Source organism: Streptomyces sp. NPDC059398 (assembly GCF_042751845.1).
Lineage (GTDB): Bacteria > Actinomycetota > Actinomycetes > Streptomycetales > Streptomycetaceae > Streptomyces.
Map to the genome: position 1 here is coordinate 15,057 of NZ_JBHYWP010000075.1, position 26,629 is coordinate 41,685.

The following is a 26,629-nucleotide window of genomic DNA, read 5'->3' on the forward strand; positions in this document are numbered from 1 at the left end:
GGTCAGTGATCTGGAATCTGGCAGACTGGCCGCCATGAGTGCTGTCCGAGGAGCCAGAGAACGAGCCCGCACCGAGATCACCACGGCCATCAAGGACGAGGCGCGCAGACAGCTCGCCGACCAGGGCGCAGCGAAACTCTCCCTGCGCGCGGTCGCCCGCGAACTGGGCATGGTCTCCTCCGCTCTCTACCGGTACTTCCCGAGCCGTGATGACCTCCTCACCGCTCTGATCATCGACGCCTACGACGCGGCCGGCGACACGGCGGAGGCGGCACTCGCCGGAGCCGGCCAGGTCTCCGCCCGTGTCCGCTGGGTCACCGTCTGCGCGGCGGTACGCGGCTGGGCCCTCACCCACCCGCACGAGTGCGCCCTGATCTACGGCTCCCCGGTTCCCGGATACACCGCGCCCAGCGACACCATCGGCCCCGCGTCCAGGGTCGCCCTCGTCCTGATCTCCATCGCGGCCGAGGCATACCGCGGCGACGGCCTCGCGCTCCCGCCGGTGCCCCCCGCGCTGCGGCCCGAGGCCGAGCGCCTCGCGGCGGAGATCGCCCCGGACCTCCCACCCGCCGCGGCCCTCGCACTCACCGCGGCCTGGGCGCAGCTCTTCGGGCTGATCCTCTTCGAGGTCTTCGGCCAGTTCAACCGGGTGGTGACGGACCATGATGCCTTCTTCGATCAGGCAGCCGAGAACCTCGCCGACTCCGTCGGTCTACTCCGCAGGGAGTAGACGTGACCGCCACGCCGGGCTGACGTCCGGGGCACCTCCGCCGGTCTAGCGTTGCTTCCATGGACGAGCCGGGCACCGACGAGCGACGCGGACCCCTGAGGGGCGGACCGTCGTGGCCTCACGGCAGGTCCGGCCGCGACCGTCCGGCACGGAGGCGCGGCGGGCGTGGCGGACGGTCCCGTGCCGGACGTGACGGACGAGGCATGGGCCGCCGGGAGTGGCAGCGGGGCGGCCCGGGTGGCCGATGGCAGCCGCCGTGGGAAGGGGCGCCCGCGGACCGGCTGCCCTGGCGCTCCACGCTGCTCCTCACCGTGATCGTCCTGGTGGGGACGAGCATCGCCGCCCACGGGCAGGCCGGCTACCGTGCCCCGCTCGACGTCTGGGCCCGGCTGCTCCTCGTGGCAGGACAGGCGTTCCTGCTGCTCCGCCTCAAGTACCCGGTCGTCACCGCCTTCGCCACCGCGGCCTGCGCGATGGTCTATCTGGGCGCCGGATATCCGTACGGACCGGTCTTCCTCACCGTCGCCGTCGGCTGCTTCGGCGCCATCGTCGCGGGTCACCGTTACGCCGCCTGGTCCGCGGTCGCCATGCTGTGGGCCGGACACCTCCTGGCCGCCCACTGGCTCTACCGCCGGCTGCCGCCCGCGGGTGACCACGCCGCCCCCTGGGGGCAGGAACTGGCGGTCGCCGCCTGGGTGGTGGCGATCCTCGCCGCTTCCGAGCTGGCCCGGGTGCGCCGTGAGCGCTGGGCCCGCGAACGTGCCGAACGCCGGGCCGCCGAGAAGCGCCGCGCCGACGAGGAACGGCTGCGCATCGCCCGTGAACTCCATGACGTACTGGCCCACAGCATCTCGGTCATCAATGTGCAGTCCGGAGTCGGGCTCGCCCTCCTGGACTCCGACCCCGAGCAGGCGCGTACCGCCCTGACCACCATCAAGGCCGCGAGCAAGGAGGCGCTGGGGGAGGTGCGACAGGTGCTGGACACCCTGCGGGCACCCGGCGCGGCCCCGAGGGCGCCGGCCCCGGGACTCGACCGGCTCGGCGAGCTGGTGGAGCAGGCGTCCGCCGCCGGCCTCACGGTGGACACCGTGACCGAGGGCGTACGGAAGGAGCTCCCGCCCGGCGCCGATCTCGCCGCCTTCCGCATCGTCCAGGAGGCGTTGACCAATGTGGTGCGCCATTCCGGGTCCCGCACCGCCCGTGTCACTCTCGACTACGGCTCGGACCGGCTGGTCCTGCGGATCGAGGACGAAGGGCCCGCCACCCACGACGAGGCGGGCGGCAGCGGCAACGGCCTGGTGGGCATGCGGGAGCGGGCGGCCGCGCTGGGTGGCACCGTCGACGCGGGGCCGCGCCCCGGCGGCGGGTTCCGGGTCGAGGCCGCCATCCCGCTCAACGGCGGTGCCGCCGCGCCAGGTTCAGGACCGGCCGCCGCTACGGACGCGGCTCCCCGCGCCGCTCCGCCCTCCGTACCGAAGGAGTCACCGTGATCCGTGTCCTGCTCGCCGACGACCAGTCCCTGGTCAGAGCGGGATTCCGGGCGCTGCTCGACGCCCAGCCGGACATCGAGGTGGCCGGGGAGGCCGCCGATGGCGCCGAGGGACTGGCGCTCGTACGCGAACTACGGCCGGACGTCGTGCTGATGGACATCCGGATGCCGCTGCTCGACGGTCTGGCCGCCACCCGGAAGATCACCGCGGACCCGGAGCTGGCGGAGGTCAAGGTGGTCATGCTCACCACCTTCGAACTGGACGAGTACGTCTTCGAGGCGATCCGCTCCGGGGCCTCCGGTTTCCTGGTCAAGGACACCGAGCCGGAGGAACTGCTCCGCGCGGTAAGGGCGGTGGTCGACGGCGACGCCCTGCTCTCGCCGGGAGTGACGCGCCGCCTCATCGCCGAGTTCGCCGCCCGCTCCAAGGAGCCGGCCGCGGCCGTCGGCCTCGGCCGGCTCACCGAACGTGAGCGTGAGGTGATGGCCCTGGCCGGCATCGGCCTCTCCAACGACGAGATCGCCCGCCGTCTCGTCGTCAGCCCGCTCACCGCGAAGACCCATGTGAGCCGCGCCATGGTGAAGCTCGGCGCCCGCGACCGTGCCCAACTGGTCGTGCTTGCCTATGAGTCGGGCCTGGTACGCCCCGGCTGGCTGGGCTGAGGCCCCGCCCTCCGTATCCTCCGGTGAGGTCCTCAGCTGATACGCCGTACGCCGCCCGGTCAGCCGATCGCGGAGGTCTCCCGCCAGAGCCGGGCCAGGGACGTGTCGCCTGTCAGGGAGACCGCGGAGAGCGGACGGCGGTTCCAGAGCGTCGCGTAGAGCAGCGCGGCATCCCCGCTCAACTCGCAGTCGGCGGGGCCCTCGCCGGTGTGCTCGGTGCGGGGAGGCGCAGGGGAGAGGCGTACGGTCCAGACGTCCCCGGTGTCGGTGGCCCGTACCCGGAGTACCCGCGGTCGCTCCGTACGCACCCGGCTCCTGGAGCCCGCGTGGAACGCGCACAGCAGCTCATCGATGCCGTCTGCGGCGAACTCCGGTTCCGGCGGGTGCGGTTCGGGGCCGCCCTGCGCCGAGCTGCTCCGTGCCGGGCCGCCCGGTTCGAGGCCCAGGGCCGATTCGGCGTCCATCCGGTGCACGGCTGTCTCATGGGCCTGCCGCCTTGCCCAGAAGGCGAGCGGTGAAGGCGCGGGCAGAAAGGTCCAGCAGTCCAGGTCGTCCGGCGCGGCGGTGAGCGTCGTCACCAGCGCACGGTGTCCTTCTTGGAACCAGTCGAGGAGTTCGTCCCCGTCGAGCGCGGGCCCGCTGCCGGACCTGCGGAAGCGGGTGTGTCCCTCGGCGACGAGGGCCGTCGCCCAGCGGTGCACAGCGCCGGTGTGCCGGAGCAGGTCCCGTACCCGCCAGCCGGGGCAGGTGGGCACGGTGGCACCCGTGCCTGACCGGGCGGCCGCGGCGGCGAGCAGACGGCCTTCACGGTCGAGGGCCGGGACGAGTACGCCGGCCGGCAGGGACTCCATACGGGCGATTGTGCCAGTCTCAGGCGGGCTCGGGGGCCGAAGCGTTGCGGGTGGCGTACCCGATCAGGGCCGCGACCGCGGCGAGCAGCGCCACCGTGGTCAGCGCGATGGGCAGCGTCAGCCAGTCCGCGAGGAAGCCGATCACGGGCGGGCCGATGAGCATGCCTCCGTAACCCAGCGTTGACGCGGTGGCGACCCCGCCGGGGCCTGCCAGGGCGCCGGCCCGGGCGATCGCCACGGGAAAGCTGTTGGCGAGTCCCAGCCCCGCCATCGCGAAGCCGGTCAGCACGAGCCAGGTGGTCGGCGCGAGCGCTCCGACGAGGAGGCCGACGGCCGCCACGGTGGCGCCCCCGACGAGGGCGCGGGTCCGGCCGAAACGTTCCAGAAGCGCGGTGCCGGTCAGCCGGCCGACGGTCATGGCCAGGGCGAAGAGCGAGTAGGCGGCAGCGGCGACCCCTGGATGCGCGTGCAGATCCTGTTTCAGGTGCAGGGCGCTCCAGTCGGCCATGGCGCCCTCGCCGTACGAGGTGCACAGGGCGATCGTCCCGAAGACCAGGACCAGTCGGCGGCTGTGGCTGTCGAGGCGGCGGGGCGCCGTGTCCCGTACCTCGGTATGCGGCGCCGACGGGACGGGGTGCCGGAGCAGGTCGCGGCCGGCGAAGAGGGTCACCAGGAGGCCGACGACGGTCAGGCCGAGCAGATGGGACGAGGCCGGGAGCCGGCCGGCGACGAGCCCGCCCGCGCCCGCCCCGACCATGCCGCCGAGACTGAACGCGGCGTGGAAGCTGGACATCACCGGGCGGCGCAGCGCGGCGACGAGATCGACGGCGGCGCTGTTCATCGCGACGTTCAGACCGCCGTACGCACCGCCGAAGACCAGCAGGACCAGGCCGAGGGCCGGCGCCGAATGCATCTGCGGCGGCAGCGCGATGCTCAGGGAGAGGAGGACCGCGCAGGCGACGGTGACCGGATGGCTGCCGAAGCGCCGGCACAGCCGTCCCGTGAGCATCATCGTGATCACGCCGCCCGCCGATACACCGAGCAGCGCGAGCCCGAGCGCGCTCGCGGAAGCCCCGGTCTGCTGCTTGATGGCGGGGATACGGACCACCCAGCCGGCGAAGAGAAAGCCGTCCAGGGCGAAGAAGGTGGTGAGGGTGATCCGCAGACGGAGCAGGGAGGGTATGGCGCTGTTCTCGCCGAGGCCCCCCGAGAGAGCCGCCCCGACTTTGTTTAGATTCGGCACAAAAGAAGGATAGGGGGAGCGCAGGCGGGGAACAAGGGCGGTGCCGGTTCGTCTTCGGCCGCCCGGGACCATGGGAGACTCGCCCCCATGAACGGCAAGGTGACGACCAACCGGACGAAGCTGGAGCGTGGCCGCAGCGCGCTGGGACCGGCGCTGGAACTGGTCCACACGGGCCGCGCGCCCACCCGGGCCGTGCTCACGGCGGAGCTGGGAGTCACCCGCGCGACGGCGGGCGCGGTCGCCGCCGAGCTCGAATCCCTCGGGCTGATCCAGGTCGACTCGCGCCCCGGCGCGGCGGCGGGCTCCCAGGGCAGGCCATCGCACCGGCTCTCGGTCAACAGCGCCGGGCCCGTCGTACTCGCCGCCCAGGTGCACGCGGACGGGTTCCGCGCCGCGCTCGTCGGCCTCGGCGGCCGGACGGTCATGACCTCGCCCGGCTGTGTCGCGGTCTCCGCCGATCCCGCGCAGGTACTCGGGGAGGTCGTCGACGAGGGGGCCGCCCTGCTGCGCGACAGCGGCCTGCGCTGTGTGGGGGCGGGGCTCGCCGTGCCGTCGGCCGTCGCCGAACCGGAGGGCACCGCGCTCAACCCGCTGCACCTGGCGTGGCCCGCGGGGGCGCCGGTACGTGACATCTTCGCCGACCGGGTCCGGGCGGCGGGCATCACGGGTCCCGCCTTCACCGGCAACGACGTCAACCTCGCGGCACTCGCCGAACACCGCCACGGAGCGGGCCGCGGCGCACAGCATCTGCTCTGCGTGGCCACCGGGCACCGCGGTGTCGGCGGCGCGCTGGTCCTCGACGGCCGTCTGCACACAGGGAGTTCGGGGCTCGCCCTGGAGGTCGGACATGTCACGGTCAACCCCGAGGGCCGCGCCTGCTACTGCGGAAGCCGGGGCTGTCTCGACGTCGAGACCGACCCGCTCGCCTTCCTGACCGCCGCGGGACGCGCACCGGGCCCGGAGGGCTCGCTGCTCCAGCAGTCCCGCGACATTCTCCGTACGGAGTACGACGACCCGGGGGTACGGGTCGCCGCGCAGGAGATCGTCGACCGCCTCGGGCTCGGTCTTGCCGGGCTGGTGAACATCCTGAACCCGGACCGCATCATCCTCGGCGGCCTCCACCGCGAACTGCTCGACGCGGACCCGGAGCGGCTGCGCGCGGTCGTCGCCGACCGGAGCCTGTGGGGGCGCAGCGGCGGCGTACCGATCCTGCCGTGCACGCTGGACCACAACAACCTCGTGGGAGCCGCCGAGTTGGCCTGGCAGCCGGTGCTCGACGACCCGCTCTCGATCATCGGCTGAGAGCGGGGGCCGCCGTCCGGACCGGTGCGGTGGCCCGATGCGTCGGATCAGCCGTGCGGTCCGAGCTGTTGAGTCAGCAGTGCGGTCCGAGCCGTTGAGTCAGCCGTGCGGCCGCCGCCTCCAGCAGCAGCTCCAGGCTCTGTGCGTAGGCGGTGCGCCGCATCTCCGCCAGCAGCAGGCCCGAAGTCGCCGCGATATGGGGGTGGGTGCCGGCCGGCAGCGCGGCGTAGGTGCGGTGCCAGACCTGCCGCTCGGCTTCCCTCGCCCGCGGTGGCAGCGCGACACTGCTCGCGTCCAGAGCCGCGAAGGCGAGGGACGTGTCGACGAAGCTGTGATAGATCCGCACCGCTTCCGGGTCCGGGAAGCCGCCGTCGCGCAGTACACCCAGGATCGACTCGATCGCGTGCGTCTCGTGCGGCCGCCCGGTGACCCGGTGCGCCGCCAGCATCGCGGCCTGCGGATGCTTCTGGTAGGCCGCGTGGATCCGCAGCCCCAGCTCACGCAGGTCCTTGCGCCAGTCCCCGGTCGGCTCCCAGCCCGCGAAGGACTGTCCGATCAGCTCGTCGGCGACGGCCAGCAGCAGCCCGTCGGTGTTCGGGAAGTAGCGGTACAGCGCGCTGGGGTCCGCCCCCAGGGCCGCACCCAGCCGCCGTACGGTGAGCGCCGCCGCGCCGTGCTGCCGGATCAGCCGCAGCGCGGTCTCCACGATCAGCTCCTCCGAGAGCACCGTGCCCTGCTTGGTGCGCCGCCGCCGCGCTCCGGTCGTGGCCTGCCGTTCACTTCCGTCCGTCATGGCCGCGACCTTATGTCAACACCGTTGACCCGGTAAGGGGGCGCACGTTTCCATGTGGCTCCGGCGGACGGCGGCAGTGACCGGCGTACCCCGGGAGCACACACCGGACGCCGCTCCTTGACAGGCAGACGCTGCCTGCCGCGGCACGAGCGAAAGCAGCGGTGACCCGATGGCGGCAGACCTGGAGAAGTCCCTCGGCGTCGTGGACGGCGTGGTGATCGCCGCGTCGAGTACCGCCGCGACATCCAGTATCGGCATCGGCATGGGCCTGATCGCCGGAGCGGTCGGGCTGCATCTGCCGGTCATCATGCTGCTGGCCTTCCTGCCCGTCCTGGGCATCGCAGCGGCCTTCGCCCGGCTCAACCGGACCGAGCCCAACTGCGGCAACAGCTATGTCTGGGTGGGGCGTTCACTGAGCCCATGGCTGGGATTCCTGTCCGGCTGGGTGAACATCGTGGGCACCGTGGTCTTCCTCGCCTACACCACCACCGTCACCGGCTCGGTGCTGCTGCAACTGGCCGCCGAGGCCGGACTGCGCTCCTTCGCCGGGCTCGGCCTCGACCCCGGCAACACCCTGCAGACCACCCTGATCGGAATGGTGGTCCTGGCCGGTGTCACCGCCGCCGCGGTCACCGGTATCGACGTGGCCGCGCGTATCCAGCGCTATCTGCTGGTGTTCGAGTACCTGGTGCTGCTCGGCTTCTGCGGCTACGGACTCTTCGCGGGCTCCCACCCCTTCAGCTCCGACTGGTTCAACCCCCTCACCATCCCGTCCCTCTCCGGGCTGGCCCAGGGAATGGTCCTGGCGGTCTTCTGCTACTGGGGCTTCGACGCCGCGTTCAGCGTCTCGGAGGAGGTACGCGACCCACGCGACGCATCCCGGGGCGGGATGATCGCCCTGGTCACCATGGTGACCCTGTTCCTGCTCGGCGGGACCGCCTTCCAACGGGTGCTCTCCCCAGCGGAGTTGGCCGACCACGGCGCCGAAGGGCTGACCTACTTCGGCAACCGGCTGGCCCACCAGCCCCTGGCGGCGCTCCCTCTGATCGCGCTGATGTTCTCGGCCGTGGCCTCCCTGCAGTCGGGTGTCATCCCGACGGTGCGCGGGATGTTCGCCATGGGCCGCGACCGCACCCTGGGGCCCGTCTGGACCCGGATCCACCCCAGGCACGGCACGCCCGCCGCCGGCACCGTCCTGGTCGGCGCGATCGCCGCGCTCGTCGCCGTACTCTCCCTCGTCATCCCCAGGGTCAGCGACCTGATCAGCGCGGCCGTCAACGCCATCGGCATCGTCGTCGCCCTGTACTACGGCCTCACCGCGCTCGCGGCGGCCGTCCGCTTCCGCGGTCTGCTGCGCCACGCACCCCGGGAGGCGCTGGGCTCCGTGATCGCTCCCGTGCTGAGCGCCCTGGTGCTGTTCGCGCTGGGCGGCTATATGTGCTGGGGATACGCCACCTCCACCGACCACTTCGCACTCAGCGCCGACAACGGCTGGTTCGCCCTGATGGTGCCGGTGCTGATGGTCATCTCCGGTGTACTGGCGGCCGCCTGGGCCAAGTGGGGGCGCGGGTCCCCGTACTTCAGCACCGGCCTGGCCACCGACGCCGACGCCCCCGACCTGCTCGCCCCCGGACCCACCACCGTCTGACCCCACCGTCCGGCCCCGCAGCTGTCCCGTCCGGCCCCTCCCCGGGCCACCCGACTACGTACGGAGTACCGCATGACCACCCACGCCGACCTCGTCCTCACCGGCGGCCCCGTCTTCACCGCCGGCCCCTCCGGGCAGGGCGCCGACACGGTGGCCGTACGCGACGCCCGGATCGCCGCCGTCGGAGGGAGCGAGGTGCGCGACCTGATCGGCCCCGGCACCGAGGTGGTCGACCTGGCCGGGCGGCTGCTGGTCCCGGGCTTCACCGACGCCCATGTCCACGCCGTCTTCGCGGGTGTCGAGCTGGGCGAGTGCGACCTCACCGGCACCACCGATCTCACGGAGTACCTGAGCCGGATCGCCGTCTACGCCGCGGCCCGTCCCGAACGGGAGTGGATCACCGGCGGCGGCTGGTCCATGGAGTCCTTCAGCGGCGGAGTGCCCACCCGGCAGCTCATCGATACCGTCGTCGCCGACCGGCCGGTCCTGCTCTTCAACCGCGACCACCACGGGGCCTGGGCCAACACCCGCGCCCTGGAACTCGCCGGCCTCACCGCGGACACCCCCGACCCCGCCGACGGCCGGATCGAGCGCGAGCCCGACGGCACCCCTGCGGGCATGCTGCAGGAAGGCGCCACCGGGCTGGTCGCCCGGCTGATCCCGCCGACGACCACCGCCGAGCGCGTCGCCGGACTGCTGCGCGCCCAGTCCGTCCTGCACTCGATGGGGATCACCGGCTGGCAGGACGCCATCCTCGGCGTCTTCAACGGCGGGCCCGACGTCTCCGACGCCTACCTCACCGCAGCCCGCGACGGACGCCTCACCGCCCGCGTCAACGGGGCACTGTGGTGGGACCGTTCGCGGGGCGCCGAGCAGATCCCCGAACTGGTCGAACGGCGTACGAAGCTGCGTACCGGACGTTTCCGCGCCGACTCGGTCAAGATCATGCAGGACGGCATCACGGAGAACTTCACGGCCGCCATGACCGCCCCCTATCTGGACTCCTGCGGCTGCGTCACCGCCAACAGCGGCCTCAGCTTCGTCGACCCGGCCGCGCTGCGCGACCATGTCACCGCGCTGGACGCGCTGGACTTCCAGGTCCACTTCCACGCGCTCGGCGACCGCGCCGTCCGTGAGGCCCTGGACGCGGTCGAGGCGGCTCTGGCCGCCAACGGCCGCCGCGGGAACCGGCACCACCTCGCCCACCTCCAGGTCGTCCACCCCGACGACGTGCCGCGCTTCGCCCGGCTGGACGCGATCGCCAACCTCCAGCCGCTGTGGGCGACCCACGAGCCGCAGATGGACGAACTCACCATCCCCTTCCTCGGCGGTGAACTCGCCTCCCGGCAGTACCCGTTCGCCGACCTGCTGCGCGCGGGGGCGAGGCTGGCCGCGGGCAGCGACTGGCCGGTGAGCAGCCCCGACCCGCTCCAGGGCATCCATGTCGCCGTCAACAGGACCGCCTACGGCGAAGACCGCCCGCCGTTCCTCCCCGCACAGCGTCTCGACCTCCGTACGGCGCTGACCGCCTACACCGCGGGGTCGGCCCATGTGAACGGTCTGGACGACGGAGGCACGATCCGGGCAGGCGCCCTCGCCGACCTCGTCGTACTCGACCGCGACCCGTTCGCGGGGCCCGTGGAGTCCATCGGCAGCACGGGGGTGGCGCTGACCTACGTCGGCGGCGAGCGCGTCCACGCGAGCTGAGGCCGGCCCCCCGAGGGGGGGGGAGGGAGAGACCCGCCCCGGGCAGTAGGGCCGCCTCGGGCAGGAGGCCGCCCCGGACCCCCCCTCGTACTGCTGTCGGCGCAGCCGGACAGCCGCCGCCCGTACGACGCCCGCGGCCCCTCGCGGAGGGAGGCTCGAAAGCAGCAGGGAACCAGTAGGGGACCCTCCCACCGAGGAGCTGAACCGATATGAACACGCTGGCCTTCGCGGGACCCGGGCCGTGGATCCTGCTCGTCCCGTTCCTCTGGGCGGCGGTCATTCTCACCGTCGTCACCGTTCTGCGCCGCACCGTGTGGCGACGCGGCGGCGGGCGAGGCCCGTGGCAGGGCCCAGGCCGGCCGCTCCCGGCCCACGGCGAGAACGCACCGATCGCGGTGCTCGGCCGCCGATTCGCCGCAGGTGAGATCGACGAGGAGGAGTACTGGCGCCGGCTGTCCGTCCTGGACGAACAGTTCGGCTCCGCCTCCAGGAGCGGTCCTGCCTGAGCTGACCGCACCCGTCCGGGCCGCCGGGCGGTCGTCGGCGAACGGCCCCGAAGTCGTCGCGCCGTACACCGGAGTGTGATGGGCCAGGGGGCCGGTGGGCGGCGCGGCCGGAAGGGTGAACCACACGACCTTGCCCGTCGGCCCGTGCGGCCGTACGCCCCAGCACTCACTGACGGCGGCGATCAGCGAGAGTCCGCGCCCGCAGGTCGCGAACTGCTCGGCGTCGCGCACCAGGGGCATCCGGGGGTCGTGGTCGTGGACGGAGACCGTGAGCCGGTCGAGCAGCAGATCCATCTCGACGGTGCACAGTTTGTCCGGCTGGGCGTGGCGGTGGACGTTGGTGAGCAACTCGGTGACGCCCAGGGCCGCTTGGTCGATCAGCGGATCGAGATGCCAGTAGCGCAATTGCGCCGATACGATTCTGCGGACCTGCCCGATACGGGACGGCAGGGCTTGGAGTTCTACTGCGCAGTGCCTGGTGGGCTGGGTGATCACGGCTGCGACTCCCCGAATGAGGTCCGGAAGAAGACGAAGTGGTCCGGCGGAGAGCTGGTCTCAGCGTGACCGCCGGTAAACCGTTAGTGATGTGACACCAGAGTCACCCAGGGGGTGCTGCTTCGCAACTCGCGCCCGTGTCAGCGCCTGCTGCCCCGGTGGACCGCGTCCAGGAATCGGGCGACCGACCTGGAGCTGTCGAGCGGCAGATTCCGCTGGCCCATGGTCAGCCGGTAGCGGGTGCCGTTGACGGTCGCGACCATGCGTCCGACCTTGGCGAACCACGGCTTCCCCGCGCTGACCGTGGTCAGCGGGGCGCTGTCGATCTCGCGCCCGCTGCTGGTGAGCAGGGCCAGTCTGCCGTCCTTGATCAGTACCTGTCCGGCCCGGGTGAGCGAACGGGTCCACCGTTCGATCCGTACACCCGTCGCGGTGAATTCCGCATCCGACATCGTTCTCCCCGCCCTCTTCCGCTGGTCTCCCTCCCGGAAGTGTGCCGGGCCACGGGCCCGCGCACCAGTACACCGGGGGTAACCGGGCCGCATTTGGCTCATGCCGGTATGTCCCGCTGTTCCGCAAGTCAGCCCTATGGGTGGTCAAAGTGAATGTTTGTGCAGGTGGGGCCGGTATGGTCACGGGCGGAGACCGAAGCGGAAACCATGAGGGGCGGCAACGGTGAGTACGAGCACAGAGAGATCCGGGGGCGGAGCCGCGGCGACCGCCGATGTGGACCGCAGCGACCCGGAGTACCGGGCCTGGCTCAAGGAGGCCGTCCGCAAGGTCCAGGCCGACGCGAACCGGTCCGCCGACACCCATCTGCTGAGGTTCCCGCTCCCCGAGGAGTGGGGCATCGACCTCTACCTCAAGGACGAGTCGACCCACCCCACGGGCAGCCTGAAGCACCGCCTTGCCCGTTCGCTCTTCCTCTACGGACTCTGCAACGGGTGGATCAGGCCCGGGAAGCCGGTCATCGAGGCGTCCAGCGGTTCGACCGCGGTCTCCGAGGCATATTTCGCGGGGCTGATCGGCGTCCCCTTCATCGCCGTCATGCCGCGCACCACCAGCGCGGAGAAGTGCCGGCTGATCGAATTCCACGGGGGGCGGTGCCACTTCGTGGACGACTCCCGGCGGATGTACGAGGAGGCCGCGTCGCTGGCCGCGTCGACCGGCGGTCACTACATCGACCAGTTCACGTACGCGGAGCGGGCCACGGACTGGCGCGGCAACAACAACATCGCCGAATCCATCTACCAGCAGCTGAGACTGGAGCGGTACCCCGAGCCCGCCTGGATCGTCGCGACAGCGGGGACGGGCGGCACATCCGCGACGATCGCCCGCTATGTGCACTACATGCAGCACGACACCCGGATCTGCGTCCCCGACCCGGAGAACTCCTGTTTCTTCGACGGCTGGACCCGGAACGACCCGGCGGCGACCAGCGACTGCGGCTCGCGCATCGAGGGCATCGGCAGGCCCCGGATGGAGCCGAGCTTCGTGCCCGGCGCCATCGACCGGATGATGAAGGTGCCGGACGCGGCCAGCGTCGCCGCCGTACGCGCCCTCGACCGGGTCATCGGACGCAAGGCGGGCGGATCGACCGGTACGGGGCTGTGGAGCGCGCTGAAGATCGTCGCGGAGATGGTGGCCGAGGGGCGCACGGGCAGTGTGGTCACCCTGCTCTGCGACCCGGGCGACCGCTATCTGGACAAGTACTACTCCGACAGCTGGCTGGAGGAGCAGGGCCTGGACATCACACCGTACGCCGCGGCCATCGAACGGCTGCTCGTCACCGGCGTCTGGACCGAGTAGGCCCGGTCCGCCCGTTGCGGGAGGGGCGCGCCTCCCGCGGTTCCGGCTCAGGCGGCCGTGGCGATCCGGCTGTCCAGGCTGCGTGCGGCTCCGTGGAAGGCCCGCCCCAGTCCGGACCGGCCGAGCCGGATCCCGGCGAGCAGCGGAGCGGGGCCGTCCGCCGCGAACGTCCACTGGACACGCGTCCCGGAGTCCGTGGCGGTGAGCCGCCACTCCTCCAGGAGGGCCCGCAGACCGGGTGTGTTGGTCTCGTCCACGCGGTAGGCGTACCGGGTGGACGGCTCGGCGGCGACCACGGACTCCAGGAAGCGGGTGCCGCCCTTGAGCCGCACCTCGCGGCCGCCCTCGGTGGCACGGGCCGTCGTGACCGCCGGGAACCAGCAGGGCCAGCCCGCGACATCCTCGGCCAGGGCCCGGTAGACGGCGTCGGGGGGCGCGGAGAGCCCGGCGGCGAAGACCAGCCGCAGGGGTGCGGTCCCGACGAAGTCGAGGCCGACGGAGCGGAGTCGGCGAGCCATCGGGCCGCACCTCCAGAGGTCGGTGGGGGACGGGCCCGCACACCATAGCTGACGCTTTATCAGCTGTCAGTACCGCGTGAGCCCGCCGCACATCCCCGGAAGGCCGCCGTGCACGGGTGAGCCACCCGCTTCCCCACCGGGCTACCGGTCGGTAAGAATCACCCCGTACGCGCACCTGTGCGAGCAGCGCACCGAACTCCGGAGGTTCCATGCCGATCGCCGACCGTCCGACCACGTACCTCGCCGCGCTTCTGGCGGGCGCGGGGGCGGCCCACTTCCTCGTCCCGCGCCCGTTCGACACCACGGTGCCGCCCTGGCTCCCCGGCAGGGCCCGGACGTACACCCGGGTCAGCGGGGCGGTCGAGCTGCTGCTCGCGGCGGGTGTGGCGGTGCCCGCCACGCGCAGAGTCAGCGCACGCGCCGCCGCCGGGCTCTTCGTGGCGGTCTTCCCCGCCAATGTGCAGATGGCGTACGACTGGCGGAAGCGCCCCGCCCCGCTCAAGGCGGCGGCGCTCGCCCGGCTGCCGCTCCAACTGCCGCTGGTGGCCTGGGCGGAGAAGGTGAGCCGGACCGCGCGGCGCGCCGGCACGGGCGCCGACACGGGGCGCTGACGCGGCACGGTGGTGCCGGACTCAGAGGTGTCGGGCAGGCTGTCCCGGTCTCAGACCGTCTGCGCCGCCCCGGAGTCCAGCGCCCGGTCCACGGCCCGGGGCAGCGGGGCCAGTTTCAGCAGGCCCGCGACCGTACCGGCCGTGAGCGAGTGCCAGAGTCCGGGCCTGCGGAGCATCGCGTGGTCCCCGCCGGTGACCGTCAGAGCGCAGGCGCGGGCGCCCGACTCCCGTGCCCGGCGTACGAAGTCGGCGCTTCCCGCGGGGTCGGTCGTACGGTCCCGGTCGCCGTGCAGCAGCACGATCGTGCGCCCGTCCAGATGATCGGCCGTCTCGTCCGGCGGGCACCAGGGGGCCAGGCCGACCACCGCGCGCACCAGCGGGTGCGATGCCGCGCTCAGCGCCGCACGGCCGCCCATGGAGTGCCCGACGAGCACCACCGGGACCGAGCCCGCGGTCGCGGCGAGTTCGTCGAGGGCGCGCCGTGCGTCGTACGCGGCGTCCGCGCGGGTGCCGTTCCAGCCCCGGTACCGGTAGCGGACCCGGCCCATCAGTACGGAGTGCCCCGCGGTGGCCTCGGCGATCCGCGCGCCGATGGGCCGCATCCGGGCCTCCGGCAGGTTCCATGGCGGCGGCGGGCGCAGACCGTCGGCCCGGCCGCCGTGCAGCAGCAGTACCGCGGCCCGCGGCGCAGTGCAGGGCCTGGTGACTGTCAGGGCGGTGGGCTGCCGCACACCGTCGTTCCGCGGTTCGGACACGTGCGGGACTTCCTTTCCTGGCCGGTCGCTCACCGGGACCCGTACCGCCGTACCCGACGGGCCCCGTGTGGTCCTTCGTGGCAGGCGGCGGTCCGGATTGCCCCGTCGGACCGTGGAGCGGGCGACCGGACCACCGGCCGGGCCGGCGTCCGTCAGCCCGTGTCCTCGCGGCCGCCGGCCACGACGAGACCCGGCAGATACTCGGTGATCTCCTCGCGCACGCCCGCGGACAGCCCCGAATCGGTGACGAAGGCGTCCACGTCCTCCAGCGTCGCGAACGAACTCAGCCCCACCGTGCCCCACTTGGTGTGGTCGGCGACCACCACCACCCGCCGCGCGGACCGCACGAACCTGCGGTTCGTCTCGGCCTCCGCGAGGTTGGGGGTGGAGAGCCCCGCCTCGGCCGATATGCCGTGCACGCCGAGGAACAGCACATCGAAGTGGAGCGACCGGATCGCCTGGTCGGCCACCGGGCCCACCAGTGAGTCCGACGGTGTACGCACCCCGCCGGTCAGGACCACCGTCGCGGCGCCCGGCCGCTGCCCGCCACCGCCCGTGACGCGCTGGGCGGAGTGGAAGACATCGGCGACGCGCACCGAGTTCGTCACCACGGTCAGATCGGGCACGTCGACGAGGTGCTGGGCGAGGGCGTACGTCGTGGTCCCGCCGGACAGGGCGATGGCGCTGCCCGGCGCGGCCATCGCGGCGGCGGCCCGTGCGATGTCCTCCTTGGCGCTCAGTTCGAGACCGGACTTGGCCTCGAACCCCGGCTCGTGCGTGGACGCCTCGACCACCGGCACCGCACCGCCGTGCACCTTCTCGATGACACCCTGGCGCGCCAGGGTGTCCAGGTCCCGGCGGACCGTCATGTCCGAGACGCTGAGCTTGCGGGTGAGCTCGTTGACGCGGACCCCGCCCCGCCGCCGTACCTCGTCGAGGATCAGGGCGCGACGCTGCTCCGCGAGCAGGTTCTGATTGTCGCTCACCGCAGGGTCCGGTCCTTCCACGCGCCGATGCGGTGCCAGGGGGGTGTCCCCTGGCCACCGGGGATCCCTCATCCTCGCACGCAGAGTTCCCCGCCGCGCCACTGGTTGCCGCTCCTCTTCCGGGGGGAGATTCAGTAAGAGCCGTGCGGCGGGCGGCCGCTGTCCAGGATTCTGGGCGGACACCGCCGACCGTCCCCTCCACGAGAGCGAGCCACCGCCGTGCCCCCACCCCCGCCCCCCGGTGAGAGCGGCGCCCCCGCCCTCGAACTCCTCGTTCACGGCGTCGGCGGAGCCACCCCGCAGGAGATGCTCGGTGACGCGCGCACCGTCCGGGTCACCGGCGACGAGACGGCAGCGGTCTACCGCCGTGCCGACGACACAGAAGCCGATGCCACCGGAACCGGGGCCGGGCCGCATCCGCAGGGCACCCCGGAGGCCCCGGTCCCCGAGGCGTACGTCTGGTCCAACCTGACCTCGGGCAACAGCGCCCGCGCCCTCTGGCTGCTGCTGCTCCCCTTCATGGTCGTCAACCTCGCCCACTGGATGCTGCCGTCGGGCCGCGGCGGGGGACGGGCCGTCCGGCTGTACGGGGTGCTGGTACGGCTCGTCGCGCTGAGCCTCACCGTGCTGCTCGTCGCGTCCGCCTGCGAGGTGGCACTCGACCTGACGGCCTGGCAGTGCGCCGGGTCGGCCGGCTGCTCGGACGGGAAGTCCTGGCTCGGGTTCCTGGCCGCCGCACGCGGCGGCTGGTGGGCCCAGCCGGGCCGCAGGCTGGCCGTGGCTGCGCTCGTGCCTACCGCTCTGACAACGCTGCTCTGGTACCTCTCCAACCGCACCTGGAGCGCGTACGAGTCCCAGCAGCCGCTGAGCGACGACGCGAGGACGGCGGACGCCGCAGCGGACGGTGAGGGCGGGGACGGCGGCTTCCCCGCGCTCGGCCGGCCGGGATTCTGGTACGGGCGCCGGCTGGTCGCCCGGCTGCGCGCGGCGCACACCGCCGCCGGATTCCTCACCGTCGCCGCGGCCCTCACCGTCGCGGCCGCCACCTTCGACCGCCGCTCATCGGCGACGCTCCTGGAGGCCATCGGCTGGCTGCTCCAGGCAACGCTCCTGGTCGCGGCGGTAGTTGTGGTCTGGGTTGTCTGCCGCAGAGGCCGTACCGAGACCCGGCTCGACGAAGAGCTCGACCGGGCCGTCGTCACCCTGCTGCCGGGCGGCGCGCTGGCCCTGCTCGCCCTCTCCGTCGTCTACGCCGCCTGGTCGAGGCCCGGCTGGCGGTCGGGCGGAACCCTCCCGGGCGACCGCACCTTCGGCATCCTGACCCTCGCCCAGCTCGCCCTCGTCGTCATACTGGCCGCCGTCGCCCTGGTCATGTACCGCCGCGCTCCCCACACCCGTACCGCGCTGCGCGGCCTCGGCGGGCCCGCGGTCGCCCTGCTGGCCTGCGCGCTCGGCGGAGTGATGACCGGCGGTGTCGCCCAGCGCGTGGCCGACTGGCTCGACGGGCCGGGCACCCCGGGCATGGGCAGCAGAAGCTCCATCACGGGCCCCCCGGTGCTGCTCAGCTGGCAGGCTTCCGTCATCCCGGTCCTGCTCTTCCTGCTGCTGCTCCCGGTCGCGTACTACGCCCTGCGGACCCTTCGCCGGGAGCGCCGCATCGCCCGGACCCTCATGACGGAGTACCCGGGGGAGAAGCCGGACCGGGTGCGCACCCGGCAGATCGCCGGGGTCCGCGCCCGCGCCCAGCTCACCGACGCCGCACCGCCGTTCGTCGGCATCGTCTCGGCGGCCACGCTGCTGCTCGGCGGGGGCGCGCTCGTCGGCTCCTGGCTCAGCGACCAGGTGCCGGGCCGGGCCGCCGACACGGCGCCCGGTTTCATCGCGTCCGCCGCCGACGCCGTGCAGGCGGCCGGGTCCTGGCTGGTCGGGCTCGGCTTCATCCTCTTCGTCACCCTGGGCAGGCGCGCGTACCGCGACGCCTCGGCCCGGCGCAGCGTGGGGATCCTCTGGGACGTGGGCACCTTCTGGCCGCGCGCCGCGCACCCCTTCGCACCGCCCTGCTACGCCGAGCGCGCGGTGCCCGACCTGACCTGGCGCATGTTCACCTGGACCGACCGCACCGGCGGGCGGCTGGTGATCTCCGGCCACTCGCAGGGCAGCGTGCTGGCCGCGGCCGCGGTCTGGCAGCTGCCCGCCCGTACCCGCCGCAGGGTCGCCCTGCTCACCTACGGTTCCCCGCTGGAGCGGCTGTACGGGCGGTGGTTCCCGGCGTACTTCGGGCCCGACTGCCTCGACGGGCTGCACCGGGAAGTGCCCTGCTGGCGCAATCTGTGGCGGGCCACGGATCCCATCGGGGGCTGGGTGATGCGCGGTGGTGACATCGACCGGGGGCCGCTGCGCGATCCGGCCGCCTACGGCAGGACCCGCGAACACCCGCTGCCCGATCCGATCCTGGGCCACTCCGACTACCAGGCCGACCCCGCCTTCGCGGAGGAGCGAGCGGCGCTGCTCGACCGGCTGGCGGCGACGGTGCCCCACCAGGCGCCGTACCGGAGCCCGGTGCCGGACCCCGTAGGGGGCCCGGCACCTGACCTGCCCGGGGCCGCCCAGGCCGCTCCCGGGCAGGTCAGGGCAGTTCCGGCAGATCCTCCGGAAACAGCAGACTGAGATCGTCGGTCGACATCTCGGTGAACTGGGCCACCCGGCCCGCGTGCCGCTCCACCATGGCCTCGAACGTCTGCCGGGCGGTCCTGCCGTTGCCGAAGGCGGGGCCCTTGGGCAGCACTGTGAAGTACTTCAGGAGAGCCTCGGGCGCCCCTTCGCCGAGCCGGTACTCGTGCTCGTCGGCCTGCTGCTCGACGATCCGCAGCAGCTCTTCCGGTGCGTAGTCGCCGAAGGTGATGGTGCGGGAGAAACGCGAGGCCACACCGGGGTTGACCCCCAGGAAGCGCTCCATCTCCGCGGTGTACCCGGCGACGATCACCACCACCTCGTCCCGGTGGTCCTCCATCAGCTTCACCAGGGTGTCGATGGCTTCCTTGCCGAAGTCCCGGCCGGAGTCCTCGGGGGAGAGGGCATACGCCTCGTCGATGAAGAGCACCCCGCCCCTGGCCCGGTCGAACGCCTCCTGGGTGCGGATCGCCGTCGAGCCGATGTGCTCTCCCACCAGGTCGACCCGGGAGACCTCGACCAGATGTCCGCGCTCCAGCACCCCGAGCGAGGCGAGGATCTCGCCGTACAGCCGGGCCACCGTGGTCTTGCCGGTGCCGGGGGAGCCCGTGAACACCAGATGGCGGCGGGCGGACGCGGCCTTGAGGCCCGCTGCGGCCCGCCGCCTGCCGATCTCGATCATGTCGGTGAGGGCGCGCACCTCGCGCTTGACGCTCTCCAGGCCCACCAGGGTGTCCAGTTCGCCCAGCACGTCCACCGAGGAGCGTATGGGCTCGTCGGCGGAGGCGGCAGGGGCGGAGGCGGCCGGGGCGGCGGCCTGGGCCGTCCGGGGGCCGGGCACCGCGCCGAGCAGGCCGGACGTCTGCACCGCGGTCGCCGCGGCGGGCGCCCCCGCGGCGGAGGCCCTGTGCCCCTCGGTCAGCAGGCCGCTCTCATCGCTGCTGCACTCCTCGACCAGGGGGCCGCCCGTACCGCCCTCACCCGCGGCGCCGCCGTCGGCGAACTCGTAACCGCTGCGCGCGCACCGCTCGGTACGGCAGCGGGTCAGGGTGGTGCGGCAGCCGTCTATGACATGGAAGCCGTAACCTGCGCTGCCCGTCACCCGGCAGCTGTGGAAGGTGCCGCGCCCCTCGGCCGACACATAGAAGCCGGCCTCCGCGGGGGAGGTCACGGTGCACCGCTCGATCCTCGGGTCGGCGCCCTTGGTGACGATGACACCGGTCTGCACCGCGTCGATGGTGCAGCCGCTCAGCGTGCCGCCACTGCCGTGGTCGCGGAACCAGGCGCCGGTGGACGCCTCCCGGATACGGCAGTCGTCCAGCTGCGCCGTGGCGCCGTCGCTCACCGAGACCGCCGTGTTCCGCACCTGGGAGAGATCGCTGTCGACGACGTCGGCGCGTGAGCCGCGGTCCAATACGAAGATCGCGTCCGGTACGTCGTGCACCCGGCAGGAGTCCAGCACCACCGTCGCCCCGTCGCTGACCCAGACGGCCGGGTAGTCGCCCGTACTGTCGTGGATCTCGCACTGGTTGGCGTCCACCCGGGTGCCCGGGTCCCATACCGACAGCCCGTTGCGCCCGAAGCGCCGGACCGACGAACGCGTCAGTGTCAGCACCGAACGGGACCGCAGATCGACCGCGTTCTCCGGGATGTCGTGGATGTCGCAGTCGGAGAGCGTCAGCACCGCGTCCGTGTCCAGGGTGACGCCGTCGGCCGATGTGCGGTGCACGCTGCAGTCGGTCAGATGGGCCGACGCGCGCGCGGCGACCTGTACGCCGACGCCCTTGACCTCGTAGAACTCGCAGCCGAACGCCTCAAGGCCGCTGCCGTCGCCGGAGACACTCAGCCCGGCCCCGGACGCGTGGTGGACACGGCAGCGCTCGATCCTGGGGTGGGCCCCGCCGTGCACCGAGATGCCCGACTGGCCAGCCGCGACCACCTCGCACTCCTCGAACACCCCGCCCGCGCCGTCCAGTACGCCGATGCCGACCCCCGCCGGATTGTCGACGGTGCAGCGGCGCACGGTCGGCCGGGCCGCCCCGCGCACCTCGATGCCGACGGCGGAGCGGGTGACGATCCGCAGATCCAGCAGCTCGGGGGTGCCCTCCTCGACGAGCAGCGCGGGCGCCGAGGAGTCCTGCCCCTCGATCTGGAGGTCCTGGACGACCGCGGACGCCCGTACGGTGAGCGGGATCCCGTCCGCGGGCGCGATCCGCACCGAGCCGGACGCGCCATCGGTGCCGCGCAGCGTGATCGCGTGCTGCACGACGAGATTCTCGCGGTACGTGCCGGGAGTGACCGTGAGGACGTCACCGTCGCCTGCGGCCTCCAGGGCGGCGGAGAGGGAGACGTACTCGCCTGTGCGGCGCCGCCACCTCGATGTTCCGGTGTACGTCACCTGGACCGTGCCCTGTGCCATGGCGCTGTTGTGCCCTCACCTCGTGTGCCCGACGGATGTGGCCCCACCGTAGCGCGCGAGGGGAGCGGGAGTTGACGCGAGAGCCGGTCTCAGCTGCCGGTGCCCGTACGGCCCCACTCGGGACCGGCTTCGCTCCAGGCACGGTCGAGTCTCACGTACCGCCGCCGTACCAGTCGCCATACGACGAGACGGCGCCCCACCACGATCAGCCCCGCCGTCGCCGCGGCCGACCCGAACCCCGCGAGCACCGCGCGTGCCCGCACCGTACGCGGCTTCATGGGTCTGCTGACGAGGTGTCCGCGGTCGTCGGTCCAGACGAGCAGGCGGTCACCGGGGAGGTTGCCGCCCTTGAACGTGGAGAGCACCCCGCTCTGCCGGCTGCCGTCCACACCGGACCAGACGGCGGCGGCCCGGCCGCGGGGCACGGCGTCCGAGATCCCGTCGGGGTTGGCGGCCACCACCGAACGCTCCGGCAGCGCCCGTACGACGGTGGCTGTCGTCGGATGCCGGTGCCGGCGCTGGACGCGGGCGGTGTCCTGGAGGGCGCTGTCGGTGAGGGAGCCGCAGACCCACCCCGCCAGGGGCGCCGCGACGGCGATGAGGAACAGCGCGACGAGCGCCACCCACGCCTCGGCGAGATCCGTCCCACGGCGCAGGGGGTTGCGCCGCCAACGCCACACACCGGCTGCTGCTCGCACGCTCCCGCACCCCCTTCCGCATCCGTCCTGGCCCCACTGGCACGGCCCGTACGACTGGACACAGTGAGATCGTTCCCACTCCCTGCAACGAGCCTGCCGTATCTGTGAGTTCCCTGGGAAAGGAGGTCTCATTCGGGAGAAACGGGTCTCATCCGAGGATGTGAACCGGATCACCGACATGCAGGACACCGGTGGTCTCGGGGACGAGATTCTGGCCGAACAGCAGATCATTGTCCACGCGGCGGTGCCGGGCGAGGGTGCGCAGCGGCTCTCTGCCGCGCTCGGCCGTGAGCTGGTCGATGGTGGTGACCGCGCAGCGGCCCGAGGGCTTGGCGACCCGGAAGACCACCTCGCCGATCGCGATCCGGGTCCAGTCGTCCTCGGCCCACGGCGACGAGCCGGACACCACGACATTTGGCCGGAAACGGTCCATCGGAAGCGGCCCCTCGGCCGGCAGGTCGCCGCCCGCGATGAGGGAGTTGAGGGCGCTGAGCGAGGAGAGAGTCGTGAGCAGCAGCGGATAGCCGTCCGCCAGGCTGACGGTCTCGCCGGGCCGGGCGAACCGCGGATCGACCGGACGCCGCACCGCGGGCTCGTCGAGGTGGACCAGGCGCACGGCCGCGCCGAGATACGCACTGAGCCAGTCATCGGCCGCAGGTCCGGCCGGTGCGACGTCGACCTTGTCCCGGAAGAGCTGCACCCCGACCGTGCCCACCCGCTCCGGCACCGCGACCGTCAGCGGCTCGCGTCCCGGCGCTGCCAGCCTGACCGCGCCGCCGGGCAACGGCTCCGCTGCCGCCAACGCGAGCCGTGGCTGCTGGCGTTGGGTGACGGCCTTGCCGTCCTCGTCCACGAGCATCCACCGCCGGTCACCGGCAAGCCCCCAGGGTTCGACCGCGGCCGAACCCGGCGCACACCCCGCGAGGGACTTGACCGGATGGATGTGGATTCCGTGCAGAACTGTCTGAAGCGGTTGCGACACGGCAGTCATCCTGCCATCCGGCCCTGGCGCGCCGGAGGACCGGTCAGTATCCGCGGCCCTGGTACGGGCGGTTGTACGGATCCTCGTACGGCGAGGGCGCGGGCCGCTGCGCGGCCGGACGCATCGCCTCGTAACCGGCGCCGCCGACCGGCCGCTGGGGCTGCGCCTGCGGTCCCGGGTAGCCGCGCGGGGCCGAGGCCTGCTGCGGGATGTACGGAGCGGGCGCGTGCTGCATCGACTGCGGCTGCGCCATCGGCTGCGGGTAACCGTAGGACGGTGCCTGCTGCGAGGGGCCGGCCGGCAGTGCGGGCAGCGCCGAGGGCAGCGCGGGCAGATAGCTGTTGCCGGTGTCGTAAGCCGAGGGGACTCTGATCGGAGCGATCTGAGGGGTGCCCCGCTCTGCGACAAGAGAATCGTAGATAGGGGTGTCCGGGAAGGATGGTGCGGAGTAGTACCCGCCACCGTAGGTTGCACGGGGGGACGTCATGGCACATAAGTAAAGCCCACGATGTGCTGATTGGGGAGCCCGATAAGAGGGTTGTTTGGCGCGTTCCGGGTGACTGTGGATCGCCAATGCGAGCGAACTTGCCAAAAACGGTCGTCAGGCCTGACTCTGATCGGGTAGTGGCCTGCTCGTGGGTGGGTTACCGGCAAGTTGCCGCCGGATGGCGCAACGATCTTCCCGGGCTCATCCGGAGCGTTCGACAGCGCCCGGGATTAGGTTGGCCGTACTGAAATCTACGGCTTCACCGCGCCAGTTGGGGGCGAGCATGTCAATGCTTAAGGGAACCAATGTTCCGGTGTCGGCCCAGGCCGTGCGGGTCGAATTGGGATGGCGGCCGGGCCCCGGGGTGCCGGATGTCGACGCCTCGGCCCTGCTGCTCGCATCGGGAAAGGTGCGCACGGACGCCGACTTCGTCTTTTACAACCAGCCGCAGCACGCATCGGGTGCGGTCCGCCACGAGGGCAAGACGACCACGACGGACACCGCGACCGACGTCCTCTCGGTGGATCTCGCGCTGGTGGAGCCCACCATCGAGCGGGTAGTCCTCGCGGCATCGGCCGACGGGGGCAGCTTCGGCCGGGTCCCCGGGCTGTACGTCCGGCTGCTCGACGCGGCCGACGGCACGGAGATCGCCCGCTTCGACAGCCAGGACGCGACGGTGGAGACCGCCTTCCTCCTCGGTGAGCTCTACCGGCGGCAGGGCGCCTGGAAGTTCCGTGCGGTCGGGCAGGGGTACGGCAGCGGTCTCGAAGGGCTCGCCACGGACTTCGGGATCAGCGTGGACGACGCACAGCGGCCCGCGCCGCAGGCTCCGGCCGCACCTTCAGCGCCGTCCGCGCCTCCTTCCGCACCACCGGCCGCGCCCGTACCGCCGGCCGCTCCGCCGGCCCCTCCCGCCGCGCCGGAAAGCGCCGCTGCGGCGCCCCCACCGCCACCGCCCGCCGCGCCTCCCGCGCCGCTCACACCCGTACGGCTGAGCAAGGTCACCCTCACGAAGGAAGCGCCCAAGGTCTCCCTCGCGAAGCAGGGCGGGACATCGGGGGCCATGCGGGTCAACCTCAACTGGGAGACCCGTCAGCAGCCCAAGGGCTGGGCGGCCAAGCTCGGCAAGGCGCTGAACTCCGGTATCGACCTGGACCTGTGCGCGCTCTACGAACTGACCGACGGGCGCAAGGGCGTCGTACAGGCCCTGGGCAACGCGTTCGGATCGCTGAGCGCGCCGCCGTACATCCACCTCGACGGCGACGACCGCACCGGCTCCGTCTCGGCCGGTGAGAACCTCACCGTCAACCTCGACCGCACGAGCAGCATCAGACGGATCCTCATCTTCGTGACGATCTACGAGGGGGCGAAGAGCTTCGCCGATCTGCACGCCACGGTGACGCTCCAGCCGCAGAACGGCGCAGCCGTCGACTTCTCGCTCGACGAGTGCACCGTGCCGTCCACCGTCTGCGCGCTCGCGCTCCTCACCAACGAGGGCGGGGACCTCGTCGTCCAGCGTGAGGCCCGCTATCTGGTGCCCGACCGGGGTGTCAGCCCACAGCGCACCGTCGACCGCGCCTACGGCTGGGGCATGAACTGGACGCCCGGCAGGAAGTGACCACCCGCCGCCCCCCGTGGAGGAACGCCCGCGGGGGACGGAGCGGCGCTCAGAGCTCCCGCGCCGCCTCGGGAGGGACGTCGAGCCCGGCCCGGCAGTCCGCCGCACCGGCGCCCGGTACCGGTGCGGCGCCCGGCGCCGGCTCGGGTTCCTGGGCCGGCTCGGGTTCCGCTGTCGGCTCAGGTCCCGGCTCGGGTTCCGGCCTGGAGTAGGTCCGCCCCTTCCATGCCGCGCCGCGCCCGCGGTAGTGCTGCACCGCGGAGTCGACCGTCATCAGCAGATACAGCAGCGCGGTGAACGGCAGCGCGGGGGCGAGCAGCGGCGACTGCCGGTAGTAGCGCAGCATCGGCAGATAGGTGCCCGCCATCACCAGCCAGGCGAGCCCGCCCGCCCCCGCGGCGGGGGCGTCGCGCCACAGCAGCCCGGCGGCCAGCGTGAGCGGCGGCGCGAGATAGATCAGGGCGAGACCGAGCACCGTGCCGGCCAGCAGCAGGACGCTGTGCCTGAGCTGGGCGTACGCGCTGCGCGACACCATCCGCCACAGGTCGCCGAGGGCCGGGTACGGGCGCACACTGTCCACCCGCTCGGCCAGCCCCAGCCAGATACGGCCGCCGCTGCGCCGCACCGCACGGGCCAGCGACACATCGTCGATGACCGCCTGCCTGATGGAGTCCGGGACCCCGGCCCGCTCGGCCGCCTCGGTCCGCAGCAGCACACAGCCCCCGGCAGCGGCCGCTGTCCGGGACTCCGGCCGGTTGATCCACCGGAACGGATACAGCTGGGCGAAGAAGTACACGAAGGCCGGGACGACCTGCCGCTCCCAGAAGCTCGTCACGCGCAGCCGCGCCATCTGGGACACCAGGTCGAGCCGTGCCGAACCGGCGGCGGCCACCAGCTCCCGCAGACTGTCCGGCGCATGGGCGATGTCGGCGTCCGTCAGCAGCAGATACTCCGGTTCCCTGGCACGCGCACGGCCGATCCCGTACCGCAGCGCCCACAGCTTCCCGGTCCAGCCCGGCTCCGGCTCACCGGGGGAGAGGACCGTCAGCGGGAGCCCGCCGTGGTGTGCCGCGAGCCGCGCGGCCAGTTCGCCGGTCCCGTCCGAGCTGCCGTCGTCGACCAGGAAGACCTCGGCCTCGCCCGGATAGTCCTGGGCCAGCAGCGAGGGGAGGCTCAGCGGCAGGACACCGGCCTCGTCCCTGGCCGGTACGACCACGGCCACGGACGGCCAGTCGGCGGGGGCGGCACGCGGCGGAAGTCGCTGGTCGGTACGCCAGAAGAGGCCCTGCCCCAGCAGGAGCCACATCCACACGGCCAGCGAACACACGGCGATCCAGGCAAGGGCGCTCATCCGGCGAAGTCTGCCCCACCGGGGCGGGCCGCGACGAGCCGTCGACTAGGGTGACCGGGTGAAGATCGCGCTCATGGACTCCGGAATCGGCCTGCTCGCGGCCGCCGCCGCCGTACGCCGCCAGCAGCCCGACGCCGATCTGGTGCTCTCCAGCGACCCCGGCAGCATGCCCTGGGGGCCGCGCGCCCCCCACGACGTCACCGCCCGCGCCCTTGCCGTGGCCCGCGCGGCGGCCGCCCACCGGCCGGACGCCCTGATCGTCGCCTGCAACACCGCATCCGTGCACGCCCTCCCGGCC

Annotated in this window: 23 protein-coding genes and 2 pseudogenes; 12 read left to right on the forward strand and 13 right to left on the reverse strand. The window is 72.7% G+C overall.

The features are described 5' to 3' along the window. Nucleotides 1–34 precede the first annotated feature (34 nt). The 3 genes from ACFXBC_RS24235 to ACFXBC_RS24245 all read left to right on the forward strand — a co-directional run bounded on the left by ACFXBC_RS24235 (nucleotide 35) and on the right by ACFXBC_RS24245 (nucleotide 2,882). Nucleotides 35–730 (forward strand): TetR/AcrR family transcriptional regulator, encoded by a 696-nt coding sequence (locus ACFXBC_RS24235; RefSeq protein WP_385028137.1) that lies wholly within the window; start codon nucleotides 35–37, stop codon nucleotides 728–730. Between the two features lie 203 nt (nucleotides 731–933). Then, a complete protein-coding gene (locus tag ACFXBC_RS24240) occupies nucleotides 934–2,220 on the forward strand; it encodes a sensor histidine kinase (protein WP_385028140.1) in 1,287 nt (428 codons plus the stop codon). Further along, nucleotides 2,217–2,882 carry a response regulator gene (locus ACFXBC_RS24245; RefSeq protein WP_385028143.1) on the forward strand — a complete coding sequence of 222 codons (666 nt, stop codon included), beginning with the start codon at nucleotides 2,217–2,219 and terminating at the stop codon, nucleotides 2,880–2,882. The genes ACFXBC_RS24240 and ACFXBC_RS24245 overlap by 4 nt, the downstream gene beginning before the upstream one ends. Before the next feature lie 59 nt (nucleotides 2,883–2,941). On the opposite strand, the gene ACFXBC_RS24250 is transcribed toward ACFXBC_RS24245, so the two are convergent. After that, complete coding sequence (locus tag ACFXBC_RS24250; RefSeq protein ID WP_385028146.1) at nucleotides 2,942–3,733, reverse strand: maleylpyruvate isomerase family mycothiol-dependent enzyme; 792 nt, start codon at nucleotides 3,731–3,733, stop codon at nucleotides 2,942–2,944. A 19-nt stretch (nucleotides 3,734–3,752) separates the two neighbouring features. Continuing rightward, nucleotides 3,753–4,976, reverse strand: a complete 1,224-nt coding sequence (locus tag ACFXBC_RS24255) for an MFS transporter (RefSeq protein ID WP_385028149.1) — start codon at nucleotides 4,974–4,976, stop codon at nucleotides 3,753–3,755. An 87-nt stretch (nucleotides 4,977–5,063) separates the two neighbouring features. On the opposite strand from ACFXBC_RS24255, the gene ACFXBC_RS24260 reads away from it, so the two are divergent. Continuing rightward, nucleotides 5,064–6,278, forward strand: coding sequence for an ROK family protein (locus ACFXBC_RS24260; protein ID WP_385028152.1), 1,215 nt, complete (start codon nucleotides 5,064–5,066; stop codon nucleotides 6,276–6,278). A 73-nt stretch (nucleotides 6,279–6,351) separates the two neighbouring features. Here the strand turns inward: ACFXBC_RS24260 and ACFXBC_RS24265 are convergent, their stop codons facing one another. Then, a complete protein-coding gene (locus ACFXBC_RS24265; protein ID WP_385028155.1) occupies nucleotides 6,352–7,071 on the reverse strand; it encodes a TetR/AcrR family transcriptional regulator in 720 nt (239 codons plus the stop codon). Nucleotides 7,072–7,240: 169 nt separating this feature from the next. On the opposite strand from ACFXBC_RS24265, the gene ACFXBC_RS24270 reads away from it, so the two are divergent. The 3 genes from ACFXBC_RS24270 to ACFXBC_RS24280 all read left to right on the forward strand — a co-directional run bounded on the left by ACFXBC_RS24270 (nucleotide 7,241) and on the right by ACFXBC_RS24280 (nucleotide 10,932). Further along, the gene (locus ACFXBC_RS24270; RefSeq protein ID WP_385028158.1) at nucleotides 7,241–8,719 is read left to right on the forward strand and encodes an APC family permease; all 1,479 of its coding nucleotides are present in this window, start codon (nucleotides 7,241–7,243) and stop codon (nucleotides 8,717–8,719) included. A 72-nt stretch (nucleotides 8,720–8,791) separates the two neighbouring features. Next, nucleotides 8,792–10,426: an amidohydrolase gene (locus tag ACFXBC_RS24275; protein ID WP_385028161.1), complete on the forward strand. Its 1,635-nt coding sequence runs from the start codon at nucleotides 8,792–8,794 to the stop codon at nucleotides 10,424–10,426. A 209-nt stretch (nucleotides 10,427–10,635) separates the two neighbouring features. Next, nucleotides 10,636–10,932 carry an SHOCT domain-containing protein gene (locus tag ACFXBC_RS24280; protein WP_385028164.1) on the forward strand — a complete coding sequence of 99 codons (297 nt, stop codon included), beginning with the start codon at nucleotides 10,636–10,638 and terminating at the stop codon, nucleotides 10,930–10,932. Between the two features lie 39 nt (nucleotides 10,933–10,971). On the opposite strand, the pseudogene ACFXBC_RS24285 reads toward ACFXBC_RS24280, so the two are convergent. Both ACFXBC_RS24285 and ACFXBC_RS24290 read right to left on the reverse strand, forming a co-directional pair. Then, nucleotides 10,972–11,427: pseudogene (locus ACFXBC_RS24285) on the reverse strand (ATP-binding protein); the annotation flags it as partial. 140 nt (nucleotides 11,428–11,567) lie between these two features. Next, nucleotides 11,568–11,879 (reverse strand): hypothetical protein, encoded by a 312-nt coding sequence (locus ACFXBC_RS24290; protein ID WP_385028167.1) that lies wholly within the window; start codon nucleotides 11,877–11,879, stop codon nucleotides 11,568–11,570. A 223-nt stretch (nucleotides 11,880–12,102) separates the two neighbouring features. On the opposite strand from ACFXBC_RS24290, the gene ACFXBC_RS24295 reads away from it, so the two are divergent. Beyond that, a complete protein-coding gene (locus ACFXBC_RS24295; protein ID WP_385028170.1) occupies nucleotides 12,103–13,236 on the forward strand; it encodes a PLP-dependent cysteine synthase family protein in 1,134 nt (377 codons plus the stop codon). 47 nt (nucleotides 13,237–13,283) lie between these two features. Here ACFXBC_RS24295 and ACFXBC_RS24300 read toward each other — a convergent pair whose 3' ends face one another. Next, nucleotides 13,284–13,754 carry an SRPBCC family protein gene (locus ACFXBC_RS24300; protein WP_385028173.1) on the reverse strand — a complete coding sequence of 157 codons (471 nt, stop codon included), beginning with the start codon at nucleotides 13,752–13,754 and terminating at the stop codon, nucleotides 13,284–13,286. 209 nt (nucleotides 13,755–13,963) lie between these two features. Here ACFXBC_RS24300 and ACFXBC_RS24305 point away from each other — a divergent pair, with 209 nt between their 5' ends. Then, nucleotides 13,964–14,365, forward strand: coding sequence for a hypothetical protein (locus ACFXBC_RS24305; protein WP_385028176.1), 402 nt, complete (start codon nucleotides 13,964–13,966; stop codon nucleotides 14,363–14,365). Between the two features lie 50 nt (nucleotides 14,366–14,415). Here the strand turns inward: ACFXBC_RS24305 and ACFXBC_RS24310 are convergent, their stop codons facing one another. Both ACFXBC_RS24310 and ACFXBC_RS24315 read right to left on the reverse strand, forming a co-directional pair. Next, nucleotides 14,416–15,120 carry an alpha/beta hydrolase gene (locus tag ACFXBC_RS24310; protein ID WP_385028179.1) on the reverse strand — a complete coding sequence of 235 codons (705 nt, stop codon included), beginning with the start codon at nucleotides 15,118–15,120 and terminating at the stop codon, nucleotides 14,416–14,418. 152 nt (nucleotides 15,121–15,272) lie between these two features. Further along, nucleotides 15,273–16,106, reverse strand: a complete 834-nt coding sequence (locus ACFXBC_RS24315; protein WP_385028182.1) for a DeoR/GlpR family DNA-binding transcription regulator — start codon at nucleotides 16,104–16,106, stop codon at nucleotides 15,273–15,275. Nucleotides 16,107–16,325: 219 nt separating this feature from the next. Between ACFXBC_RS24315 and ACFXBC_RS24320 the strand changes: the two genes are divergently transcribed. Next, nucleotides 16,326–18,773, forward strand: coding sequence for a hypothetical protein (locus ACFXBC_RS24320; RefSeq protein ID WP_385028185.1), 2,448 nt, complete (start codon nucleotides 16,326–16,328; stop codon nucleotides 18,771–18,773). Here the strand turns inward: ACFXBC_RS24320 and ACFXBC_RS24325 are convergent. The 4 genes from ACFXBC_RS24325 to ACFXBC_RS24340 all read right to left on the reverse strand — a co-directional run bounded on the left by ACFXBC_RS24325 (nucleotide 18,733) and on the right by ACFXBC_RS24340 (nucleotide 23,362). Further along, nucleotides 18,733–21,195, reverse strand: a complete 2,463-nt coding sequence (locus tag ACFXBC_RS24325; RefSeq protein WP_385028188.1) for a right-handed parallel beta-helix repeat-containing protein — start codon at nucleotides 21,193–21,195, stop codon at nucleotides 18,733–18,735. The two genes, ACFXBC_RS24320 and ACFXBC_RS24325, sit on opposite strands and share 41 nt — an antisense overlap. Before the next feature lie 89 nt (nucleotides 21,196–21,284). Beyond that, nucleotides 21,285–21,893: a hypothetical protein gene (locus ACFXBC_RS24330; RefSeq protein ID WP_385028191.1), complete on the reverse strand. Its 609-nt coding sequence runs from the start codon at nucleotides 21,891–21,893 to the stop codon at nucleotides 21,285–21,287. 148 nt (nucleotides 21,894–22,041) lie between these two features. Then, the gene (locus ACFXBC_RS24335; RefSeq protein WP_385028194.1) at nucleotides 22,042–22,875 is read right to left on the reverse strand and encodes an MOSC domain-containing protein; all 834 of its coding nucleotides are present in this window, start codon (nucleotides 22,873–22,875) and stop codon (nucleotides 22,042–22,044) included. 43 nt (nucleotides 22,876–22,918) lie between these two features. Beyond that, nucleotides 22,919–23,362: a DUF6643 family protein gene (locus tag ACFXBC_RS24340; protein WP_385028197.1), complete on the reverse strand. Its 444-nt coding sequence runs from the start codon at nucleotides 23,360–23,362 to the stop codon at nucleotides 22,919–22,921. Between the two features lie 283 nt (nucleotides 23,363–23,645). On the opposite strand from ACFXBC_RS24340, the gene ACFXBC_RS24345 reads away from it, so the two are divergent. Beyond that, nucleotides 23,646–24,980 (forward strand): TerD family protein, encoded by a 1,335-nt coding sequence (locus ACFXBC_RS24345; RefSeq protein ID WP_385028200.1) that lies wholly within the window; start codon nucleotides 23,646–23,648, stop codon nucleotides 24,978–24,980. Nucleotides 24,981–25,029: 49 nt separating this feature from the next. Here the strand turns inward: ACFXBC_RS24345 and ACFXBC_RS24350 are convergent, their stop codons facing one another. Continuing rightward, nucleotides 25,030–26,331 carry a glycosyltransferase gene (locus ACFXBC_RS24350; RefSeq protein WP_385028203.1) on the reverse strand — a complete coding sequence of 434 codons (1,302 nt, stop codon included), beginning with the start codon at nucleotides 26,329–26,331 and terminating at the stop codon, nucleotides 25,030–25,032. Nucleotides 26,332–26,389: 58 nt separating this feature from the next. Between ACFXBC_RS24350 and ACFXBC_RS24355 the strand changes: the two are divergent. Next, nucleotides 26,390–26,629, forward strand: a pseudogene (locus tag ACFXBC_RS24355) (glutamate racemase); the annotation flags it as partial.